An 18144-nucleotide genomic window follows, 5' to 3' on the forward strand; every position below is an offset into this window, starting at 1 on the left:
TACGCGGGTATCAAATCAATTTCCAGCCGCAAAATACGCGTCTGTAAGCTGTTATAAAAATATACTCGTCAAAAAGGGACATACCTTCCGGTATGTCCCTTTCTCCAGGGTTCCTCTTTCGTCTGTTTTTACTGCTGTGCCTGCTGCAGCCGGGCAATGGCCTGGTTACAGTACCGCGCTCTTTCTGTTCCCGGATGCGTCTCCGCGAACCGTTGGAACAGCGGCAGGGCCTTTGCATTCTCCTGCTTCGCCTCGTAAGCGCGGGCCAGGTAATACATTGCGTAGCCGTCCTCATAATCTTCCTCTACGGCAACTACCTGCTCCATCTTGTCTATGACTTCATCATGGTTTCCTGACGTATAAGCCGCAGAACCTGCATCAAACAATGCCTTTACCTCTTCCATATGAAGGGGGCCGTAGATCTGGCTGTACAGAGCCTTAGCTGTCTCGGAAAGCTGGCTGGAATCCACTTCGTCGAGAGCGGCAAGGGCCGCCTCGTCATCTTCCGCCTGGACAGCTGCATAAGCCTCGATCAGCTTCTCATAGTGAACGCTGATATCCGGCTTTTCCTCTTCCTCCACCTGCTGGCTTTCCAGTTCCTCTATCTTCTTCTGCAGATTGTTGATCTCTGCCTGCTTGGCGGAGATCTGATCTCCGTATTCCACAATCTCCTGGTTCGTCTCGCTGCGGACTGCCCGAAGCTTAGCCGGAACCACCAGGAACCACATAAGCGCCACGCCGACCACCAGGCCGATGAGAAGATTCAATACCACATTTACACCTGTATTGTCCTTATAGGTGGATGGCATAATGATCGTCTCGTTGCCGCTGGTGTAGGAAATCACATCGGGATTCTTTCCCCGTTCCTTCCCTTCCCGTTCCGGCTTCTTTCCGCTCCCCACAGGCGCACCCGTCCGCTGCTCCAGCTCCTCCAGATAGCGCAGGGACAGATTGTCGGTCTTATCTATGGCAAGAGCCCGCTGAAGCTCCCTTCCGGCCCTGTCATACTCCTCAGACTGAATATAGAGAAGCGCCAGTAACTGATGTGCTTTTACCAGCTTTGGATTCAGAGAGAGAACCTTCTTTAACTGAATGACTGCCAGATCATCGCTTCCCTGCTGACAGTACAGCAGAGACTGGTTGTACTTTTTAATTGTCTGATTGATAGTCTCCAGACGGGCCGGATTGTTCTGGATTGCCCGGATGTATTCATCCGCAATATTCTTGTTAGGCTCCAGGTTCTTGCTGATAATCCACTCCGTCAAGGCAGATACAACCTCTCCGGTCTCATAGTAAATAAGCCCCAGAAGATTTCTTGCAGAAATATGCTCTTTATTTAATTTTAAGCTGTTCTTCAGATCCTGGACTGCGCCGGAAAGGTTCCGCACCCTGGCCTTTTCCAGACCCATGTTGTAATAGGTGTTGGACAGGCGGATAAGCTTCTGGTAGATCTTAATATCCGTGCCGCACGCACTGCAATATTCCGGATCCTGCAAAGTGGCTCCACATTTTACACAAAGCATTCTTTAATCCCACTTTCTAATATCGGTTGCTGCCTTTCATTTCCTTAATCATCTCCTGGAGAAGATCGGCCATATCTCTGGGCTTATTATTATAGACATTCTCCTCTACCTGTTCTACTTCCAGGCTGGGGTGAAACCGCTTCAATTCTTCCTCAAAATCAATCATGTGCCGTCCTCCTTAAGATACTTTTAATACTTCCCACCAGATACAGAGAACCCACACAGAATAAGATTCCGCCGCCTTTTTTGGCAAGGGCTGTGGAAAATGCCTCCTCCACATCCGGGCACACTGTTATCCGGGCGCTTCCGTACTCTTTAAAAAGCGCCGCCGGCTCCTTCGCATCCACGGCCCGGTATCCTCCTACCTCTGTGACAATCACCTGGTCCGTGCGCAGTTCCCGGCAGATCTTTTCTATCATATGGCGGTAATCCTTGTCTCCCACCGCGGCAAATAACAGGGTGACCGGCTCATCTCCTTCCAGACGCTTTGCCGTTCTCACGAACTCCTCCACGCCGGCCTCATTGTGGGCCCCGTCGATAATCACCCCCGGAAGCACGGTCTCCATTCTCCCCTGCCATCTCATACGGGCGATTCCCTGTTTTATCACTTCATCTGTAAATGCGCCCTCTGTATCCATCACCTTCAAGGCTGTCACGGCCAAGGCCGCATTCTTCACCTGATATTCCGCTACGCTGGATATAGAAAGCTCAATATAATCATAATACCCAGAATTTATGGAAAAATCAATATCTTTATTTGTCATAGAGGAAATTTTTAGCATTTCTCCCGAGATTCCAAAGGACGGACAGTGCAATTTCTCTGCCCGCCTCTGAATCACAGCCGCCGCCTTTTGATTTTCCCCATCGAAAATAACGGGCACCCGCTCCTTGATAATTCCTGCCTTTTCCCCGGCAATGGCTTCCACCGTATCTCCCAGATACTCCGTGTGATCCAGGCTGATAGAAGTAATAACCGTTACCAGAGGATGCGCCACCGAATTGGTGGCGTCCAGTCTGCCCCCCAATCCCGTTTCCAGCACCAGATATTCCACTCCCGCCTTTTCAAAAAGCACCATACCGATGAGAAAGAGAATCTCAAAATAAGTGGGATGGGCATAGCCTTCCTTCTGAATCTGCTCCACACAGCCCATCACCCTGCGAAAGGCCTCAAGGAATCTGTCATTATCCACCTGCGCCTCGTCTATCACAAAACGCTCGTTCACCTCCACCAGATGGGGCGAAATAAACAGTCCCGTATGCTTTCCCGCCGCATGCAGCATAGAAGCCAGAAAAGAGCAGACAGACCCCTTCCCGTTGGTTCCCGCCACATGAAGAATCTTCATGCGCTCCTGGGGATCTCCCAGATGCCGCAGAATGGCCTTCGTATTGTCCAAGGTATTCTTCTTTGTAAATTTCGGCGTCTCCTCTATATATGCAGCCGCTTCCTCATAAGTCATGCTTTCGTATGTCTTTCTGCTTTCCATCTTTATCCTTCTTCCCTGGAAAAAGACGCCAGACGTTCCTTTACCTGCTCCATCATCTGACTGTATTTCTTCAGCTTTTCCTTTTCCTCGTCAATCTTGCTCTTGGGCGCCCGGCTTATGAACTTCTCATTGCCAAGCATTCCGTTTACACGGGCCAGCTCCTTCGCAAGCCGTTCCTCCTCTTTCTTAAGCCGCTCCAGCTCCTTCTCCATATCTACCAGGTCGGAGAAAGGCATGTAAACGGCTCCGTCTGTAATCAGGGCAGAAACCGCATCCTCGCTGATTCCCGTCTTATCCGCCTGGATCACGACCTCTCCTGCATAAGCAAGAGTAGCAAAGAAAATACGGCCCGTTTCAAAGATGCTTTGCACCTCTTCCTTCTCAGAAACCACAATCACCGAAGCCTTTCTGCTGGGGGGAACATTCATCTCGGAGCGCACGTTCCGGATGCCCCGGACAGCTTCCTTGATCCGCTCTACCGCCAGCTCGTCCCCTTCAAAGGCCCACTCCTCTTTATACTCCGGCCAGGAGGAGATCATAATCGATTCTTCTCCCGTGAGATTGCAGAAAATCTCCTCTGTAATAAAGGGCATATAAGGATGCAGAAGCTTTAGTGCGCTGACAAGAACCTTCCGCAGAGTCCACAGGGCCGCCGCCTTGGTCTTATCCTCCTCCTGGTAAAGACGGGGCTTCACCATCTCAATATACCAGTCGCAGAATTCCTCCCAGATAAAATCATAGAGCTTCTGTACGGCAATCCCCAGTTCAAACTTGTCCATGTTGGCAGTGACGTCCTTTGCCAGGGTATTGACCTTCGAGAGAATCCATTTATCCGCACTGGTAAGCTGCTCCAGCTCCATAGCATCCGGGATCTCAGCCTTCTCCATATTCATCATAATGAACCGTGAGGCATTCCACACCTTATTCGCAAAGTTCCGGCTTGCTTCCACCCTCTCCATGTAGAAACGCATGTCATTGCCCGGCGCATTGCCTGTCACCAGGGTGAAGCGGAGAGCGTCGGCGCCGTATTTGTCGATAATCTCCAGTGGATCGATGCCGTTTCCAAGGGATTTGCTCATCTTTCTTCCCAGGGAATCCCGTACCAGCCCGTGAATCAGCACATGATGGAAGGGAGATTTCCCTGTCTGCTCATAACCGGAGAATACCATCCGGATTACCCAGAAGAAGATAATGTCATAGCCTGTTACCAGCACATCCGTTGGATAAAAATAATCCAGATCCTCGGTCTGCTTCGGCCATCCCAGGGTAGAGAAAGGCCACAGGGCAGAGGAAAACCAGGTATCCAGGGTATCCGGATCCTGTGTAAAATGCTTACCGCCGCATTTCGGGCAGACAGAGGGCTCTTCACGGGCCACGATCAGCTCGCCGCAGTCGTCGCAGTAGTAGGCCGGAATCCGGTGTCCCCACCAGAGCTGCCGGGAGATGCACCAGTCGCGGATATTCTCCAGCCAGTGAAGGTACGTCTTGTCAAAGCGCTCCGGAACAAAGGTCAGTTCGCCGTTCTTCACCGCCTCGATGGCAGGCTTCGCCAGCTCCTCCATTTTTACAAACCACTGCTGCTTGATAAGGGGCTCCACCGTGGTTTTGCAGCGGTCATGGGTTCCTACGTTGTGGGAGTGATCCGCTGTCTTTACCAGAAGGCCCTGCTCCTTGAGCTCCTCCACAATCAGTTTACGGGCCTCATAGCGGTCCATGCCGGCATACTTTCCGCCGTTCTCATTGATAGTGGCGTCGTCGTTTAATATATTGATCTCCGGCAGGTTATGGCGTCTGCCTACCTCGAAGTCGTTGGGGTCATGGGCCGGGGTAATCTTTACCACGCCGGTTCCGAACTCCTTGTCCACATAAGCATCGGCAATCACGGGTATCTCCCGTCCCACAAGGGGAAGAATCACGGTCTTCCCGATGATATCCTGGTAACGCTCGTCCTCCGGATTCACGGCCAGAGCCGTATCGCCCAGCATGGTTTCCGGACGTGTGGTGGCTATCTCCACAAAGCGATCGCTGTCCTTGATGGGATAGTTAATATGCCAGAAATGGCCCGCCTGTTCCTCATGCAGCACCTCTGCGTCGGAGATGGAGGTCTTACATACGGGACACCAGTTGATAATCCGGGAGCCCTTGTAGATATAACCCTTTTCATAAAGGCGGATAAATACCTCCAGTACGGCCTCAGAGCAGCCCTCATCCATGGTAAAGCGCTCCCGATCCCAGTCGCAGGAGGAGCCCAGCTTCTTCAGCTGGTTGATGATGGCTCCGCCGTACTCTTCCTTCCACTGCCAGGCTCTTTTCAGGAAGCCCTCTCTTCCCAGTTCCTTTTTGTCGATGCCTTCTTCCTTCAGCTGATTGGTCACCTTCACCTCTGTGGAGATAGAAGCGTGATCCGTTCCCGGGATCCAGAGGGCGTTGTAGCCCTGCATTCTCTTATAGCGGATCAGAATATCCTGCATGGTTTCATCCAGGGCATGTCCCATGTGAAGCCGTCCGGTTACGTTTGGGGGCGGAATTACGATGGTGAAGGGTTTTTTGCTCTTGTCGGGCTCTGCATGGAAATACTTCTTTTCCAGCCATTTTTCATAGATGCGATCCTCCATGCCTTTGGGATCGTAAGTTTTTGCTAATTCTTTCATTTGTGAAATTCCTCCTTTTGAAGTTCCGGTTGTCCGCCGGGCACGCTCAAGTTTGCTTCGCTTCATTTCGCTCACGGGCTTCCTCCTTCAGGCTGCCCGGCTCATTGCCAGCCTGCAAAAAATAAACGCCCTTTCATTATCTGAAAGGGCGTCAATTAACGCGGTACCACCTGTCTTATATGCGGTTTCCCGCATACATCTCTAAGACCTCTTAACGCTGGTCAGGCGTGAACAGCTACTCCTCCTTCACCGCTCCGGCTCCAAAGCTACCTCCACAGCCACTGTTCTGAAAGGAGCTTTCAGCCTGCGGCTCCCTCTCTCTGGCAGATGTGATCTCTGTGTACCCTCTTTTTCCAAGCCTTTTTCTGTTTGGCAATTTCTAACATAGCAGGCTTTTTTCTCTTTGTCAAGCCGTTAACTGATTCAACAGTCCTTTACAGAGAAATTCTTTCATCCAGCCCATATCAAGCTCGGGCATCTGCTCGCTTTTCTCCAGATACATGACAAAAGCCGCCATATTTGCCACGGATGCGATACAGGCCGCAGAAGCGGGAATATCCTGCCGGATCTCTCCCTGGCTCTTTCCTTCCCGGCACATTTCCATCAGAACCTTTAAGGGGCCGCAGCCGGCCTTCTTGCGCTTCTGCAGCTCCTCCAGAATCGTGCTGCTCAGTCCGCTCCCTTCCGTAGTCAGCCGCAGAATCCGCGCAAAAACCTTCTGCTCCCGGAACCGCCGCTCCATCCAGTCAAAGGCGTAGATTACCTTCTTTGAAAAGCCTTGACGGCGATCCAGTTCTTCTTTTTCTTCCTCAATCTTCTGTTCCACATCGTAGAGAAGGGCACAGGCGATAATCTCCTCCCGGCTTTTAAAATAGTCGTAAGCCGTTCCTTTTCCGATTCCTGCCTTTGCGGTAATGTCAGACACTTTGATGGAATTCACATCGGCGCCTTCATCCAGAAGCTCCAGTACGCCCCGGTACAGCGCCAGAACCTTCGGCCTTGTTTCCTTCATGCTACTCCACCTCCTCACGGACTTTCCGGCGGATCAGAAGCGAATAGATACAGGGGATCACAAACAAGGTCAGCAGTGTACCATACAAAAGTCCGCCGATGGTTACAACCGCCATTGGCTGAACCATATCCGCCCCCATCCCTGCGCCGGCTCCCATGGTGGACAGTCCCAGCACCGTTGTGAGAGCTGTCATCAAAATAGGCCGCATACGGGTTTTTCCCGCCTCCACCAAGGCTTCGGTCTTCGTCATTCCCTGGTCAATAAGCTGATTGGTATAGTCAATAAGTACAATTCCATTGTTTACGATGATACCGGAGAGCATTACAAAACCAATCATGGCAATCACGCTGAATTCACTTCCTGCAACGTACAGTCCGAAAAGGCCTCCCGTAAATGCCAGCGGCACGGTAAACATAATGATAAAAGGCGACAGCAGCGACTGGAACTGGGCTACCATTATGAGATACATAAACAAAAGCGCAAGAAGGAGCATCTTTACCAGCTCCACCATAGACTCCATGATTGTCTCATTTTCTCCCTGCATCTCAATGGTATACCCTTCCGGAGGCTGGTAGCTTTTAAGCTTTTTCTCTACCTCGCCGGATACCAGGCCGATGTTATGGTTGTCGTCGACGGAAGCCGTCACGTTGATAAACCGGGACTGGGCATCCCTCTGGATGGTCTCCAGGCCTTCTGCCTGTGAAAACTCGGCAATATCTGCCAGGGGAACGTGTTCCTTGGTGTTATCCTTCTTTGTAACGGTCAGCACCAGATCCTTCACCGTCTCTCTGGTAAGCTCCACATCTCCCCCGTTCACCACAAGCACGTCGAAATCCTCCGTATCTGTAGACAGGGTTGTTGCGCTGGCAGGATCCGACAGCCTCTCCATTATCTCGGAAAATACGCCCGCTGTCGTCAGCCCTTTCTGGGCCGCTTTTTCCTTATCCACTTTGATGCGGAGCTCCCCTGTGGTTTCCTCCATGCCGTCAGATACATCTGTGGTTCCTTCCACTTCTTCTACAAGCTTTGCAACGTCCCCGGCAATCTCCTGCAGCCGATCCAGATCGCGTCCTTTGATCACGATGCTGATGCCGCTTCCTCCCAGAGCGCTCATATCCATACTGGAGGTGGACACTTCAATCTCGGCCTCCATGTCCTCCGTAAGCTTTAAGATCTCATTTTTCAATTCCTGGTTTGTCAGCTTCTTATCTTCTTTCAGCAGACCGTAGAGGGAAACCTCATTGGTGGAGGTATCTCCGCTTACCAGGCCCATGCTGCTTCCGGCGGCCGCCATGGCTCCCACCTCTGTCACATCATCCAGGGTCAGCAGCCGGCGTTCCAGCTCGTCTGCCTGCTCGGCCGTTTCTTTCAGCGGCGTTCCCTCCGGCATGGTCAGCGTCATACTGATTTCGGTGCTGTCCATCTCCGGCATAAATGCCGTTCCCTTTGCAAATTCCAGAACTGCGCTCAGCACCAGAAGGGCAACTGCCAGAACAAGCACTATGAATCTCCTTCTCAGCGCAAGGCGGATCATGCTTTCATAAATTCCTATCATCCTCTCAAAGAGCCTGGAAGGCTTCTTTTCCTTGGCGCTTTTCAAAAGCCCGGCTCCCATAGCCGGCACCAGTGTCAGCGCAACCGCCAGGCTGGCACCCAGGGAGTAGGCAATGGTAAGGCCCATATCCACAAAGAGCTGCCTGGTAATTCCCTCGGTAAATACGATAGGCAGGAATACGCAGACAGTGGTCAGCGTGGAAGCCGCAATGGCCCCCACCACTTCCTTCGCCCCCTGGATGGCTGCTTCCGACGCACTGAGCCCCTCATTTCTGAGACGGTAAATATTTTCAATCACGACAATAGAGTTATCTACCAGCATACCGATTCCAAGGGCCAGGCCGGACAGGGATATGATGTTCAGGGTTACGCCGCTGAAATACATGCATACCACAGCCGCCACCACGCTGATGGGGATGGAACAGGCAATGACCAGGGTCGGTCTTAAGCTCTTCAAAAATACCAAAAGGATTAAGATTGCCAGAAATGCTCCGGAAATCATATTGTTAAATACGGAATCCGTTACCAGATCAATGTAAATACCTTGATCCATCAGGGGAAGCAGCAATAGATCCGGATCTTCCTCCTGAAGCTCTGCTATCCGTTTGTTAATCCGGTCGGATACGTCTCCCGTGGAGTAACCGGTCTGCTTCTGAAGGGTCAGCATGACGCCTGCCTGGCCGTTGATGCTGGCATAGACCTCGTCGGAGTTGTCTGTCATAAATACGTCTGCCACGTCACTTAAATGTATGGTATCAACTCCGTCCATTTCCATGTCAATGAGCACCATGTTCTGAAGGCTTTCTACATCATCCACTTTTTCGCCTACGCGAACGAGATATTCAATGCCCTCTTCCGTCACATAGCCTGCCGGCATGGAAAAGTTCTGAGCTGCCAAAAGGTTTTCCACCATCTCTACCGTGAGGATATCCGTCATGTCTGCGTTGAGCAGCGCGTCTTCCTTGGCCTCTGCCAGATCCTCCTCGCCCTCCTTGATGGAATCCCAGCCTTCGTTTAACTGCTTTCGTGCGTCGTTTAGCTGCTCCTGGGCGTCGCTTATCTGATCCCAGGCATCGGTAAGCTGCTCCTCTGCGGATTCCAGCTGCTCCTTGGCGGATTTGAGCTGGGATTTGGTGATGTTTAAGGTGGCGGAGGCGCTGCCCATTTCGATGGCTGCTATCATTTCACCCATATTTACTTCAGTGAGCTTCTCGCTTAACTGGGCGTCGGCAGCTTCCAGCTCCTTCTTTGCCGCCGTAAGCTGATCGATCTCTGCCTGGGGGATTGCCGCAAGCGCAGCGTCTGCTTCCTGCTTCTGCGCTTCTACCGCTCCCACTGCAATCTGTAAGGAAGCGTAATCTTTCACATCCTTCAGCAGATCTGCAAAGGGCGTGCCTGCGGCGGAACCCAGTATCGCTTCCATTCCCGCCTGCACTGCCAGATCTGCCGCCCCGGAGCCTGCCGGCGCTCCTGCTGCCACGGCATCTTCTTCTGCCTTTTCTGCGGCTGCCAAAAGCGTATGTAATCCCTCCGAAAGCTTTCCAAGCCCCTCTGCCGTTGCTTTTGCTGTCTCATATTCATTCAGCCGCACCTGGATCGCCGCAAGATTTTTTGTTATCTCCGCCTTCCCTTCGTTGATGGCTGTCTGAGCTGCGGCAAGCTGGGCTGCGGTCTCTGTCTTTTTACTGTCCAGGGTATCGATTCCGTCCCGGATTTCATCAAGGCCGTCTTCCAGTTCTTCCTTATTCTCCGCCAGATCTGCCTGGTTCTCCTGCAGCTCGGCAATGCTGTCATTGAGCTCAAGCTGGCCGTCGTTTAGTTCCTTCTGGCCGTCCACAAGCTCCTTCTTGCCGTCTGCTATCTCTTTCTCAGCATCCTCAAATTCACTCTCAACGTACCCGAAAACCTGCTCGTTGATGGCGTCTATCTTTTCCTGGCGGATCACCACCTGGACATTTTCTTCAATAAGGCCGGAGGCATTCACGGAGGCCACTCCCTCCAGGCTTTCAAGCTCCGGGATAATCAAATCTTCTGTGAGCTTTGTCACTTCTGTGTGGGACAGTCCCTCTTTTCCCACAGCGGCCACCATAACCGGCATCATATCCGGATTCAGCTTCATAATAATGGGGCTTCCGATAGAATCATTATCCCACATGGCTTTTAACTGATCCAGATTCTCGCGCATCTCAATGGTGACGGAATCCATATTGGCGGTTTGGGAAAATTCCAGAACCACCAGGGAATAGTTCTCTGCGGAAATAGAGCTTACATTCTCAATATTGCTTACTGTGGCCATGGACTGTTCTACCGGCCTTGTTATGATGCTCTCCACCGTCTCGGGGCTTGCGCCTGCATAGGTGGTCATAACAATCGCATAGGGCAGATTCATGCTGGGCAGCAAGTCTGTGGTCATCTTTGTAAAGGACACTACGCCCAATACAATCACAAGAACCACTGCCACAAATACGGTATACGGTCTCTTTACACTGTACCTGGATATCATTTTGTCTCGTCTCCTGTCTCCTCATTTTCCGACCGACCAGTCGGTTCTGTTCTATTATAAAAGTCACCTCCGGGCCGTGTCAAGTTGAAAAGTATAAAAATTTTCGAAGATATCTTACCTCTTTTGGGTGTGGATTGTCAAAATTTTAAATGTTTCCTTCCTTTTGAATATATTAATTATTATTTGCTTGGTAAATAGCAAGCAGAGATTATTATTTGCTTTGCTTGATTTTTGATAGCATTTATGCTATCATCCCCAAAGCAGAACGTGCTGACTATATTGCCAGAAAGGAGACTCACAAATTATGAAGACCTGGGATGATTATAAAAAACACGTCAAAGCTGCAGATCCTGAAGCTGCCAAAGATATAGATGAAGCAGAAGAAATTTCTGCCATTGTCAGCGCTATGGTTAAGCAGCGCACTTCTATGGGACTCACCCAAAGGGAGCTTGCTTCCATGTGTGGAATTCCGCAGTCTTCGGTCGCCCGTATCGAATCCTGTAAAACCACTCCTAATCTTGGTACACTTCTTACTATATTTCAGCACCTTGGCTTACGTTTAACCGTAACCCCTTCAAAACCCATTCTTTAGAAACCAAATGGAGATGTGAGCTTTTGCAGTCACATCTCCATTTCTTAATACTTTCTTTTATCCCCAAACTGTTTTCACCAGCCGGAACACCTGCTCGCTTGTCTCCAGGAGGTTCTCTCTTGCATTCTCCGGCTTCATGGCTTCCTCTAAGGTCGTTACTCTGCGCAGAATCGGGAAGAAGGCGTCGATTCCTGCCTCGTTGCAGGCAGAGGCGTCCTTTTTGACAATTCCCGAAAATGCGATTACCGGCTTTCCATATTTCTTCGCAAGCCCGGCCACTCCCACAGGGGCCTTTCCCTGCACCGTCTGCCCGTCCAGGCAGCCCTCCCCGGTTACGACCAGGTCTGCATCCTGAACAAGCTCTTCCAGATGCGTTTCTTCCATAACAATCCGGATTCCCGACTCCAAGACTGCATTGGTAAAGGTCAGAAAGGCAAAGCCAAGCCCTCCCGCCGCACCGGTTCCCGGCGCTTCCGGATCCGCTTCCGGGTTCAGCTCCTTTGCCAAAAATGCGCAGCGGCCCAGGAGGCCGTCCAGCTTCGTAACCATCTCTGCGTCCGCTCCCTTCTGAGGGCCGTACACGGCGCTGGCCCCTATGGGGCCGCAGAGGGGATTCGTCACGTCGCAGGCAATGCGGAAGATGCATTCCTTCAGTTCCTCCATGACATGCTCCGCTTTGATTTTATGGAGTACCGAAAGGCCTTCCCCTCCGAAGGGCACCTGATTTCCTTCTTTGTCCAGCATCTCGAATCCCAGCGCCTGCAGCATTCCGATTCCGCCGTCGTTGGTCGCGCTTCCGCCGATTCCGACAATGAAATGGCGGCATCCTTTTTCGACGGCATCCCGGATCATCTCTCCCACGCCGTAAGTTGTTGTTTTCATGGGATTGCGCTTTTCCGGCTCTACCAGCGTAATTCCTGCCGCCGAAGCCATCTCCAGGACAGCCGTCTTTCCATCGGGGAGAATGCCGTAAGAGGCTGGCTGCGGTTCTCCCAGAGGCCCCGTCACGCTTAAGCTCTGCCAGGTTCCTTTAAGCCCTGAGGTCAGAGCCTCCGCCGTCCCTTCGCCGCCGTCGGCCAGGGGGCTTATCCGGATCTCCGCATCCGGGTATACTTTTTTGATGCCCTCTGCTATGGTACTGCCTGCTTCTAAGGAAGAAAGACTTCCCTTTAGTGAATCAATCGCAATTACAACTCTCATACCTGTTTTATATTCTCCCTTCCGGCTCCGTCTCCCGGCCGCTGTCAGCAAATCAGGCGGACGCATCAGACGTCCGCCCTGCTTACTGCCTGCAATGGCCTGTCTAACATTTTGTAAAGTACATAGAGATCCCCTGTCCCCCTCCGATGCACATACTGATCATAGCATCTTTTTTATCCGTCCGCAATAATTCATACAATACTTTCACAGTCAGTATCGCCCCGGTTGCCCCGATAGGATGACCGATGGAAATTCCGCCTCCATAGATATTCACCTTATTCTTGTCAAGCCCCAGATCCCGGCTCACTGCATAAGCCTGGCTGGCAAAGGCCTCATTGATCTCAAACATATCAATCTCTTTCAGATTCAGCCCAAGCCTGTCTGCAAGCTTCTCACTGGAAAACTTCGGGGAATACCCCATAAGCTCCGCGTCAAAGCCTGCCGCTGCAAAGCCTTCTATCTTAAGCTTCGGCGTTACCCCCAGCTCCTTTGCCTTCTCTGCCGACATCACCACCACGGCAGCCGCGCCGTCATTTAAGCTGGAGGAGTTTCCTGCCGTCACCGTGCCGTCCTTTACAAAACACGGGCGAAGCTTTGCCAGCTTCTCTATGGTCTGACCGTCCCTGGGGCCTTCGTCCGTATCAAATACCGTGACATTGCCCTTCCGGTCTTTCAGCTCTACCGGAAGAATCTCTTCCTTAAACTTCCCGGCCTTGATAGCGGCGCAGGCCTTCTGATGGCTTTCCAGGGCAAACTGATCCTGCTCTTCCCTTGTCACATGATATTTCTCTGCCACATTTTCCGCCGTCACCCCGTTATGATTGCCGTCTAAGGGCCAGGTCAGAATGTCAATCACCCCGTCCTCAAAGCTCTTGTGCCCCATCCTTGCGCCCCAACGGGCATCCTTTACATAGTAGGGAAGCTGTGAGATATTCTCTGCGCCCCCTGCCACGACCACCTCTGCCTGTCCGGTCTGAATCTCCATCACTGCCTCCGCAATTGCCTGCAGCCCGGAGCCGCACTGGCGGTTTACGGAATAAGCCGTAGACTCCTTCGGCATCCCTGCCTTAAGGCTCACCGCCCTTGCAATAAATCCGTTTTCCGCTATCTCTCCTACCTGTCCGATCACAACCTCGTCTACATCCGAAGGCTGGATTCCGGCGCGCTTTACCGCCTCTTTTACGACCATGGCTCCCATGTCAATGGCCGATACATCTTTTAAACTTCCGCCGTAGCTTCCCACTGGAAGGCGGACGCCGCTTACGATTACTACATCCTTCATACAATCATCCCTCCTCCTACATTAATTACCTCTGACGTGATATAAGCGGCCTCATCCGATGCCAGAAAAGCAACCAGGTTTCCCACATCCTCCGGCTTTCCCGCACAGCCCATGGGAATTCTCTGCATCATGCTGTCCCAGGCTGCGCCGTCATTGACTTCCTTTAGCTTAAGTGTCATATCCGTCTCGATAAATCCGGGGCAAATCGCATTGCAGGTAATGCCTTTACGGGCATTTTCTCTTGCCGCTGTCTTCGTCAGCCCCACCACTCCGGCTTTTGCCGCAGCATAATTCGCCTGCCCGATATTGCCAAGCCAGCTTCCGGAGGAAATGTTGATAATCCTGCCCCTCTCCTGGGCTCTCATTACCTTAAGGGCCTCCTGGGTTCCATAAAAAGTACCCGTCAAATCCACATCAATTACCACATTCCAATTTTCTACCGGCATCTTGTGAAGCATACCGTCCCGGTTAATACCGGCGTTATTTACCATAATATCAAGACCGCCGTAAGTATCTACCGCATACTGGATCAATGCCTGCACCTCTTCCTGCCTGGACACATTTACCTGGAATCCCGATGCAGCGCCTCCTGCTTCGATTATCTCCGCAACCGTCTCATCCGTATCTGCCATATCTGCCACAACTACCCGGGCGCCCTCTCTGGCCAGCTTCTTTGCAATCCCTCTTCCAAGGCCACGGCCCGCTCCTGTTACAATTGCTGTTTTATTCTCCAAACGCATCTTCAACAACCTCCTTATTCATTTGTGTTCAATATATTTTTCAGGCCAAAAGTCCCGGACTCCTTAAAAATATCCGGATTCATCAGCCTTAGATCCGGGCTCACCAGAGGCTCAAATTCCATCAAATCCAGCACCTGTGTTCTCAAGTCAATCCCCGGGGCAATTTCCGTCAATGTAAGTCCCTCCGGGCGGAGCTCAAACACGGCCCGTTCCGTTACATAATGCATCCTCTGGCCTTTTTTCCGGGCAATCTCCCCGTTGTAGGAAATCTGCTTCACCTTCTTTACAAATTTAATCACAGAGCCCTCCTGCCGGATGTGAAGGCGGCCGCCCTCAAAGGAGCATACAAGCCCTTTTGCCGTAAAGGAAGAGCAGAAAACCACATGCTTTGCATTGGTGGTAATGTCAATGAAGCCTCCCGCACCGGTAGGCGTGGAGCCCAGCCTGGTAGCATTCACATTGCCGGACGCATCCATTTCTCCTGCGCCCATAAAGGTTACGTCAACCCCTGCTCCGTTGTAAAAATCAAACTGATCGTCATGCCGCAGCAGCGCATACTGATTTTTGGCAATGCCAAAATCAACGCCTCCCATGGGAATTCCCCCATAGATTCCCGATTCCACGGTAATGGTTACCTCCTCTGAAGCTCCTTCCTCTGCAAGAATCGGGCCGATCACATCATTGGGAATTCCCGTACCCACATTTAAAATATCATTTTCCTTAAGCTCCATGAGCGCCCGGCGGCCGATTGCTTTGCGCAGGCTCATAGGCAGCTCTTCCAGGGAAGAAACGGGCGTCTTCACGTTCCCGCAATAAGCTGGATCAAAAGCAAAGCTGTGGGTCTGCCTGTGATCCTCCTCCGGATCCGGACACATCACCACCGCGTCAATGAAAACGCCGGGAACCGTAACCTGCTTACAGTGAAGAGATCCGGAGCGAACCTTGTATTTTGCCTGCGCAATGACCTTCCCTCCGTATTTTTGGCAGGCCAGAACCGCCGGAAGCACTTCCAGCTGCATGGCTTCCTCATCCGTTGTAAGGTTGCCAAGCTCGTCTACGCAGGTTCCCCGGATGATACAGTAATCAAGAGGAATCGGCTTATAACGCATATATTCTTCGCCGTCTATCTGAACCAGATCCACAATGTCCGGGGCATCCTTTGTGATTTCGTTCATCTTTCCCCCGTCCTGCCTGGGATCCACAAAGGTTCCAAGACCTACCTTCGTAATCTTTCCAGGCTCTCCCCCCGCCATGCTCCGGTAAAGCTGGGCAAACTGTCCCTGGGGAAGATTGTAAGCAAGAATCTTGTTATCCGCTATCAGCTCCATCATCCGGGGCTGAAGCCCCCAGTGCCCTCCGATAATGCGGCGAAGCATTCCTTCGTGGGCAAAATGCTGAATTCCCCGATCCCGATCGCTCTGTCCGCAGGAATGAACCAGAGTCAGCCGGGACGGATGTCCTGTTTCAAGAAACCGGCTTTCTATTGCTTTTAAGATTGTTTCGGAAGCTGATACCAGTGTCATGCCGATCGTTGCAACCGTGCAGTCGTCCCGGATCATTTCCGCAGCCTCCCGGCCAGTGATAAATACAGGTTTTCTCATAGTATCTGCAGACGGCTGCCGCCGTCTGATCTCCTTTCTTACTTCTCTTGGAGGAACCGTTTTTTAACCGCCTTCCGATCGGTTTTTCCGCCCGGCGTCACCGGAAGCTTCTCCAAAAACAGGAACCGGGCCGGTATCTTATAGCCGGCAAGCATCGTCTTTAGGAAGGCCCGGATATCTGTTTCCTCAAGCATATATCCTTTTTCCAAAACTACCGCTGCCGCCGCTGTCTCTCCGTAGATCTCGTCCGGAATCCCTGCCACTGCAGCATCCGCCACGCCTTCCATCCTGCACAGTGCGTTCTCCACATCGTATATGCAGATCTTTTCTCCGCCGCGGTTGATCATATCCTTCTTTCTGCCTGCAATATAAAGATAAGCTTCCTCGTTAAAATATCCCAGGTCGCCGGTTCTAAGCCATCCGTCCTTTAAGAGCGGCGTTTCGATTTTATCATAGCGGTCCAGCACTACCGTTCCCCGGATTGCAATTTCTCCCACCTGGCCGTCCGGCAGCTCTTCCCCATCCTCATTCACAATGCGAAACTCCGTTCCCGGAATCGGACGGCCCGACGAGCCGATATAAGGGCTTGCCGCCGCATTTCCAGGAAAGATCGTCCCGGGAGAAGAGGTTTCCGTAAGTCCGTAAACAGTGACGAATTCCATCTGCGGAAGCCATTCCTGAAGCTTCCGGATCTTGGCAGGCGGCATATTGCTGCTGCCGCAGGCCAGCATCCGAAGAGACGGAAGGGACGGATAAGAAGTCTGCAGATCTAACATTTTCAAATACACCGTAGGCGACGCATGCAGAAACGTAACTGAAAAATCACGTACACAGGCAAGAGTCCGGCCGGCATCAAAGGTTTTATGAAGATAGAGGGTTCCCCCTGCATAAATAAAGAGCCCAAGAAGCGCAACAATTCCCGTAATATGATAAATAGGAATTGAAATAACGGAGCTGTCCTTCTCAGTAATCCCCAGAAGCTTCTGATAGGTCATGATCCCATGAATCACACTGTAATTCTTAAGAACTACGCCTTTACTTTGATCGGTAGTCCCCGAAGTGTACATGAGAATCGCATCTGACGACAGCTCTGCCCTGGTATCGGCAAAAAGCTTGTTTCCGGTTTTCAAATGGGAAAAGCCATATTCCCCGGCAGCATTCTCCGAAAAGATAATTTTAATGCCTTTCCCGGAAAAGGGCGCAACTGCATGTTCAAAATGAATATCCGACAGAATTCCTTTTACATCCGATTTTTCAATCAGAGAACAGATCTCCCTCTCCCGGAACTTGGTGGGAATGGGCACGGCTGTCAGCCCCAGCTTAAATAAGGCAAAAATGGAAACACAGAATTCATAGCTGTTATACAGCAGCAGCCCTACACGGCTGTGAGCCTGAAAGCCGAGGGTATTCTCCAGGTAATCCGCAAGTACATCCGTATCCATAAGAAGCTGCCGGTATGTATGCATATGATTTTCATTGTCTGCAATCGCCCCTTTGTCCCCCTGCCTTTCGGCTGAGCGAACCAGCATATCATACATGCTGCGAAAGCTGTGGGGATACGATAAAATCTCCTTTTCACCGGACGAATCCGCAATATGACGCACATCTAAGGCCTTCTGCTCTGTTAAATTCCAGAGATCGTTTCCTGAGTGCATATATGTTCCTCCTTACATTAAAGAAAACGGTTTCTTAATTATTTTTATCATATTTACAGAAATGCAAAAAGTCAACTGGCAAAATTACTAATTATAGCCTTAAAAATTAGACATTTTACACAAAATCCAGTTTCACAGGAGCAACTATGCGATTTGTTTGACTCTCTTATCTCGTTCCTTCCGATTCGTTCTCTCCTTCCCCTATATATGTATATTATGCACAAATTCCACTGTTGAAAATCGTAAAAAATAGCAGAAAAATATTGTTTTCGGCATTATTTAAAAATATACTGTTGACTTTTGTACAAAAAGGTGTTAGTCTCTTCTTACGAAAACGGTTACTTAAT

General features: G+C 51.1%; 12 protein-coding genes and 1 other annotated feature. Of the genes, 1 reads left to right on the forward strand and 11 read right to left on the reverse strand.

Going from position 1 to position 18144, the window contains the following annotated elements:
• Nucleotides 1–128: 128 nt before the first annotated feature.
• The 6 genes from VV089_RS17960 to VV089_RS17985 all read right to left on the reverse strand — a co-directional run bounded on the left by VV089_RS17960 (nucleotide 129) and on the right by VV089_RS17985 (nucleotide 10727).
• Nucleotides 129–1523 carry a tetratricopeptide repeat protein gene (locus VV089_RS17960; protein ID WP_172544035.1) on the reverse strand — a complete coding sequence of 465 codons (1395 nt, stop codon included), beginning with the start codon at nucleotides 1521–1523 and terminating at the stop codon, nucleotides 129–131.
• A gap of 16 nt (nucleotides 1524–1539) precedes the next feature.
• Nucleotides 1540–1689, reverse strand: a complete 150-nt coding sequence (locus VV089_RS17965; RefSeq protein WP_172544034.1) for a hypothetical protein — start codon at nucleotides 1687–1689, stop codon at nucleotides 1540–1542.
• Nucleotides 1682–3007 (reverse strand): bifunctional folylpolyglutamate synthase/dihydrofolate synthase, encoded by a 1326-nt coding sequence (locus VV089_RS17970; protein WP_334336869.1) that lies wholly within the window; start codon nucleotides 3005–3007, stop codon nucleotides 1682–1684. The genes VV089_RS17965 and VV089_RS17970 overlap by 8 nt, the downstream gene beginning before the upstream one ends.
• Before the next feature lie 2 nt (nucleotides 3008–3009).
• The gene (locus VV089_RS17975; RefSeq protein ID WP_172544046.1) at nucleotides 3010–5658 is read right to left on the reverse strand and encodes a valine--tRNA ligase; all 2649 of its coding nucleotides are present in this window, start codon (nucleotides 5656–5658) and stop codon (nucleotides 3010–3012) included.
• 141 nt (nucleotides 5659–5799) lie between these two features.
• Nucleotides 5800–6023, reverse strand: a binding site (T-box leader).
• A gap of 41 nt (nucleotides 6024–6064) precedes the next feature.
• The gene (locus tag VV089_RS17980) at nucleotides 6065–6670 is read right to left on the reverse strand and encodes a TetR/AcrR family transcriptional regulator (RefSeq protein ID WP_334336871.1); all 606 of its coding nucleotides are present in this window, start codon (nucleotides 6668–6670) and stop codon (nucleotides 6065–6067) included.
• Between the two features lies 1 nt (nucleotide 6671).
• The gene (locus VV089_RS17985) at nucleotides 6672–10727 is read right to left on the reverse strand and encodes an efflux RND transporter permease subunit (RefSeq protein WP_334336872.1); all 4056 of its coding nucleotides are present in this window, start codon (nucleotides 10725–10727) and stop codon (nucleotides 6672–6674) included.
• 304 nt (nucleotides 10728–11031) lie between these two features.
• Here VV089_RS17985 and VV089_RS17990 point away from each other — a divergent pair, with 304 nt between their 5' ends.
• A complete protein-coding gene (locus VV089_RS17990; RefSeq protein WP_334336873.1) occupies nucleotides 11032–11319 on the forward strand; it encodes a helix-turn-helix domain-containing protein in 288 nt (95 codons plus the stop codon).
• A 57-nt stretch (nucleotides 11320–11376) separates the two neighbouring features.
• Here the strand turns inward: VV089_RS17990 and VV089_RS17995 are convergent, their stop codons facing one another.
• The 5 genes from VV089_RS17995 to VV089_RS18015 all read right to left on the reverse strand — a co-directional run bounded on the left by VV089_RS17995 (nucleotide 11377) and on the right by VV089_RS18015 (nucleotide 17797).
• The gene (locus VV089_RS17995) at nucleotides 11377–12519 is read right to left on the reverse strand and encodes a glycerate kinase family protein (protein ID WP_334336874.1); all 1143 of its coding nucleotides are present in this window, start codon (nucleotides 12517–12519) and stop codon (nucleotides 11377–11379) included.
• 103 nt (nucleotides 12520–12622) lie between these two features.
• Nucleotides 12623–13801 carry a thiolase family protein gene (locus tag VV089_RS18000; protein ID WP_334336875.1) on the reverse strand — a complete coding sequence of 393 codons (1179 nt, stop codon included), beginning with the start codon at nucleotides 13799–13801 and terminating at the stop codon, nucleotides 12623–12625.
• Nucleotides 13798–14541 carry a 3-oxoacyl-ACP reductase FabG gene (gene fabG / locus VV089_RS18005; RefSeq protein WP_334336876.1) on the reverse strand — a complete coding sequence of 248 codons (744 nt, stop codon included), beginning with the start codon at nucleotides 14539–14541 and terminating at the stop codon, nucleotides 13798–13800. The genes VV089_RS18000 and fabG overlap by 4 nt, the downstream gene beginning before the upstream one ends.
• Before the next feature lie 14 nt (nucleotides 14542–14555).
• Nucleotides 14556–16142, reverse strand: coding sequence for an acyl CoA:acetate/3-ketoacid CoA transferase (locus tag VV089_RS18010; protein ID WP_334336877.1), 1587 nt, complete (start codon nucleotides 16140–16142; stop codon nucleotides 14556–14558).
• A gap of 38 nt (nucleotides 16143–16180) precedes the next feature.
• Nucleotides 16181–17797, reverse strand: a complete 1617-nt coding sequence (locus tag VV089_RS18015; RefSeq protein ID WP_334336878.1) for a class I adenylate-forming enzyme family protein — start codon at nucleotides 17795–17797, stop codon at nucleotides 16181–16183.
• Nucleotides 17798–18144: the final 347 nt, after the last annotated feature.

This window comes from Candidatus Merdisoma sp. JLR.KK011 (assembly GCF_036941125.1).
Lineage (GTDB): Bacteria > Bacillota > Clostridia > Lachnospirales > Lachnospiraceae > Laedolimicola.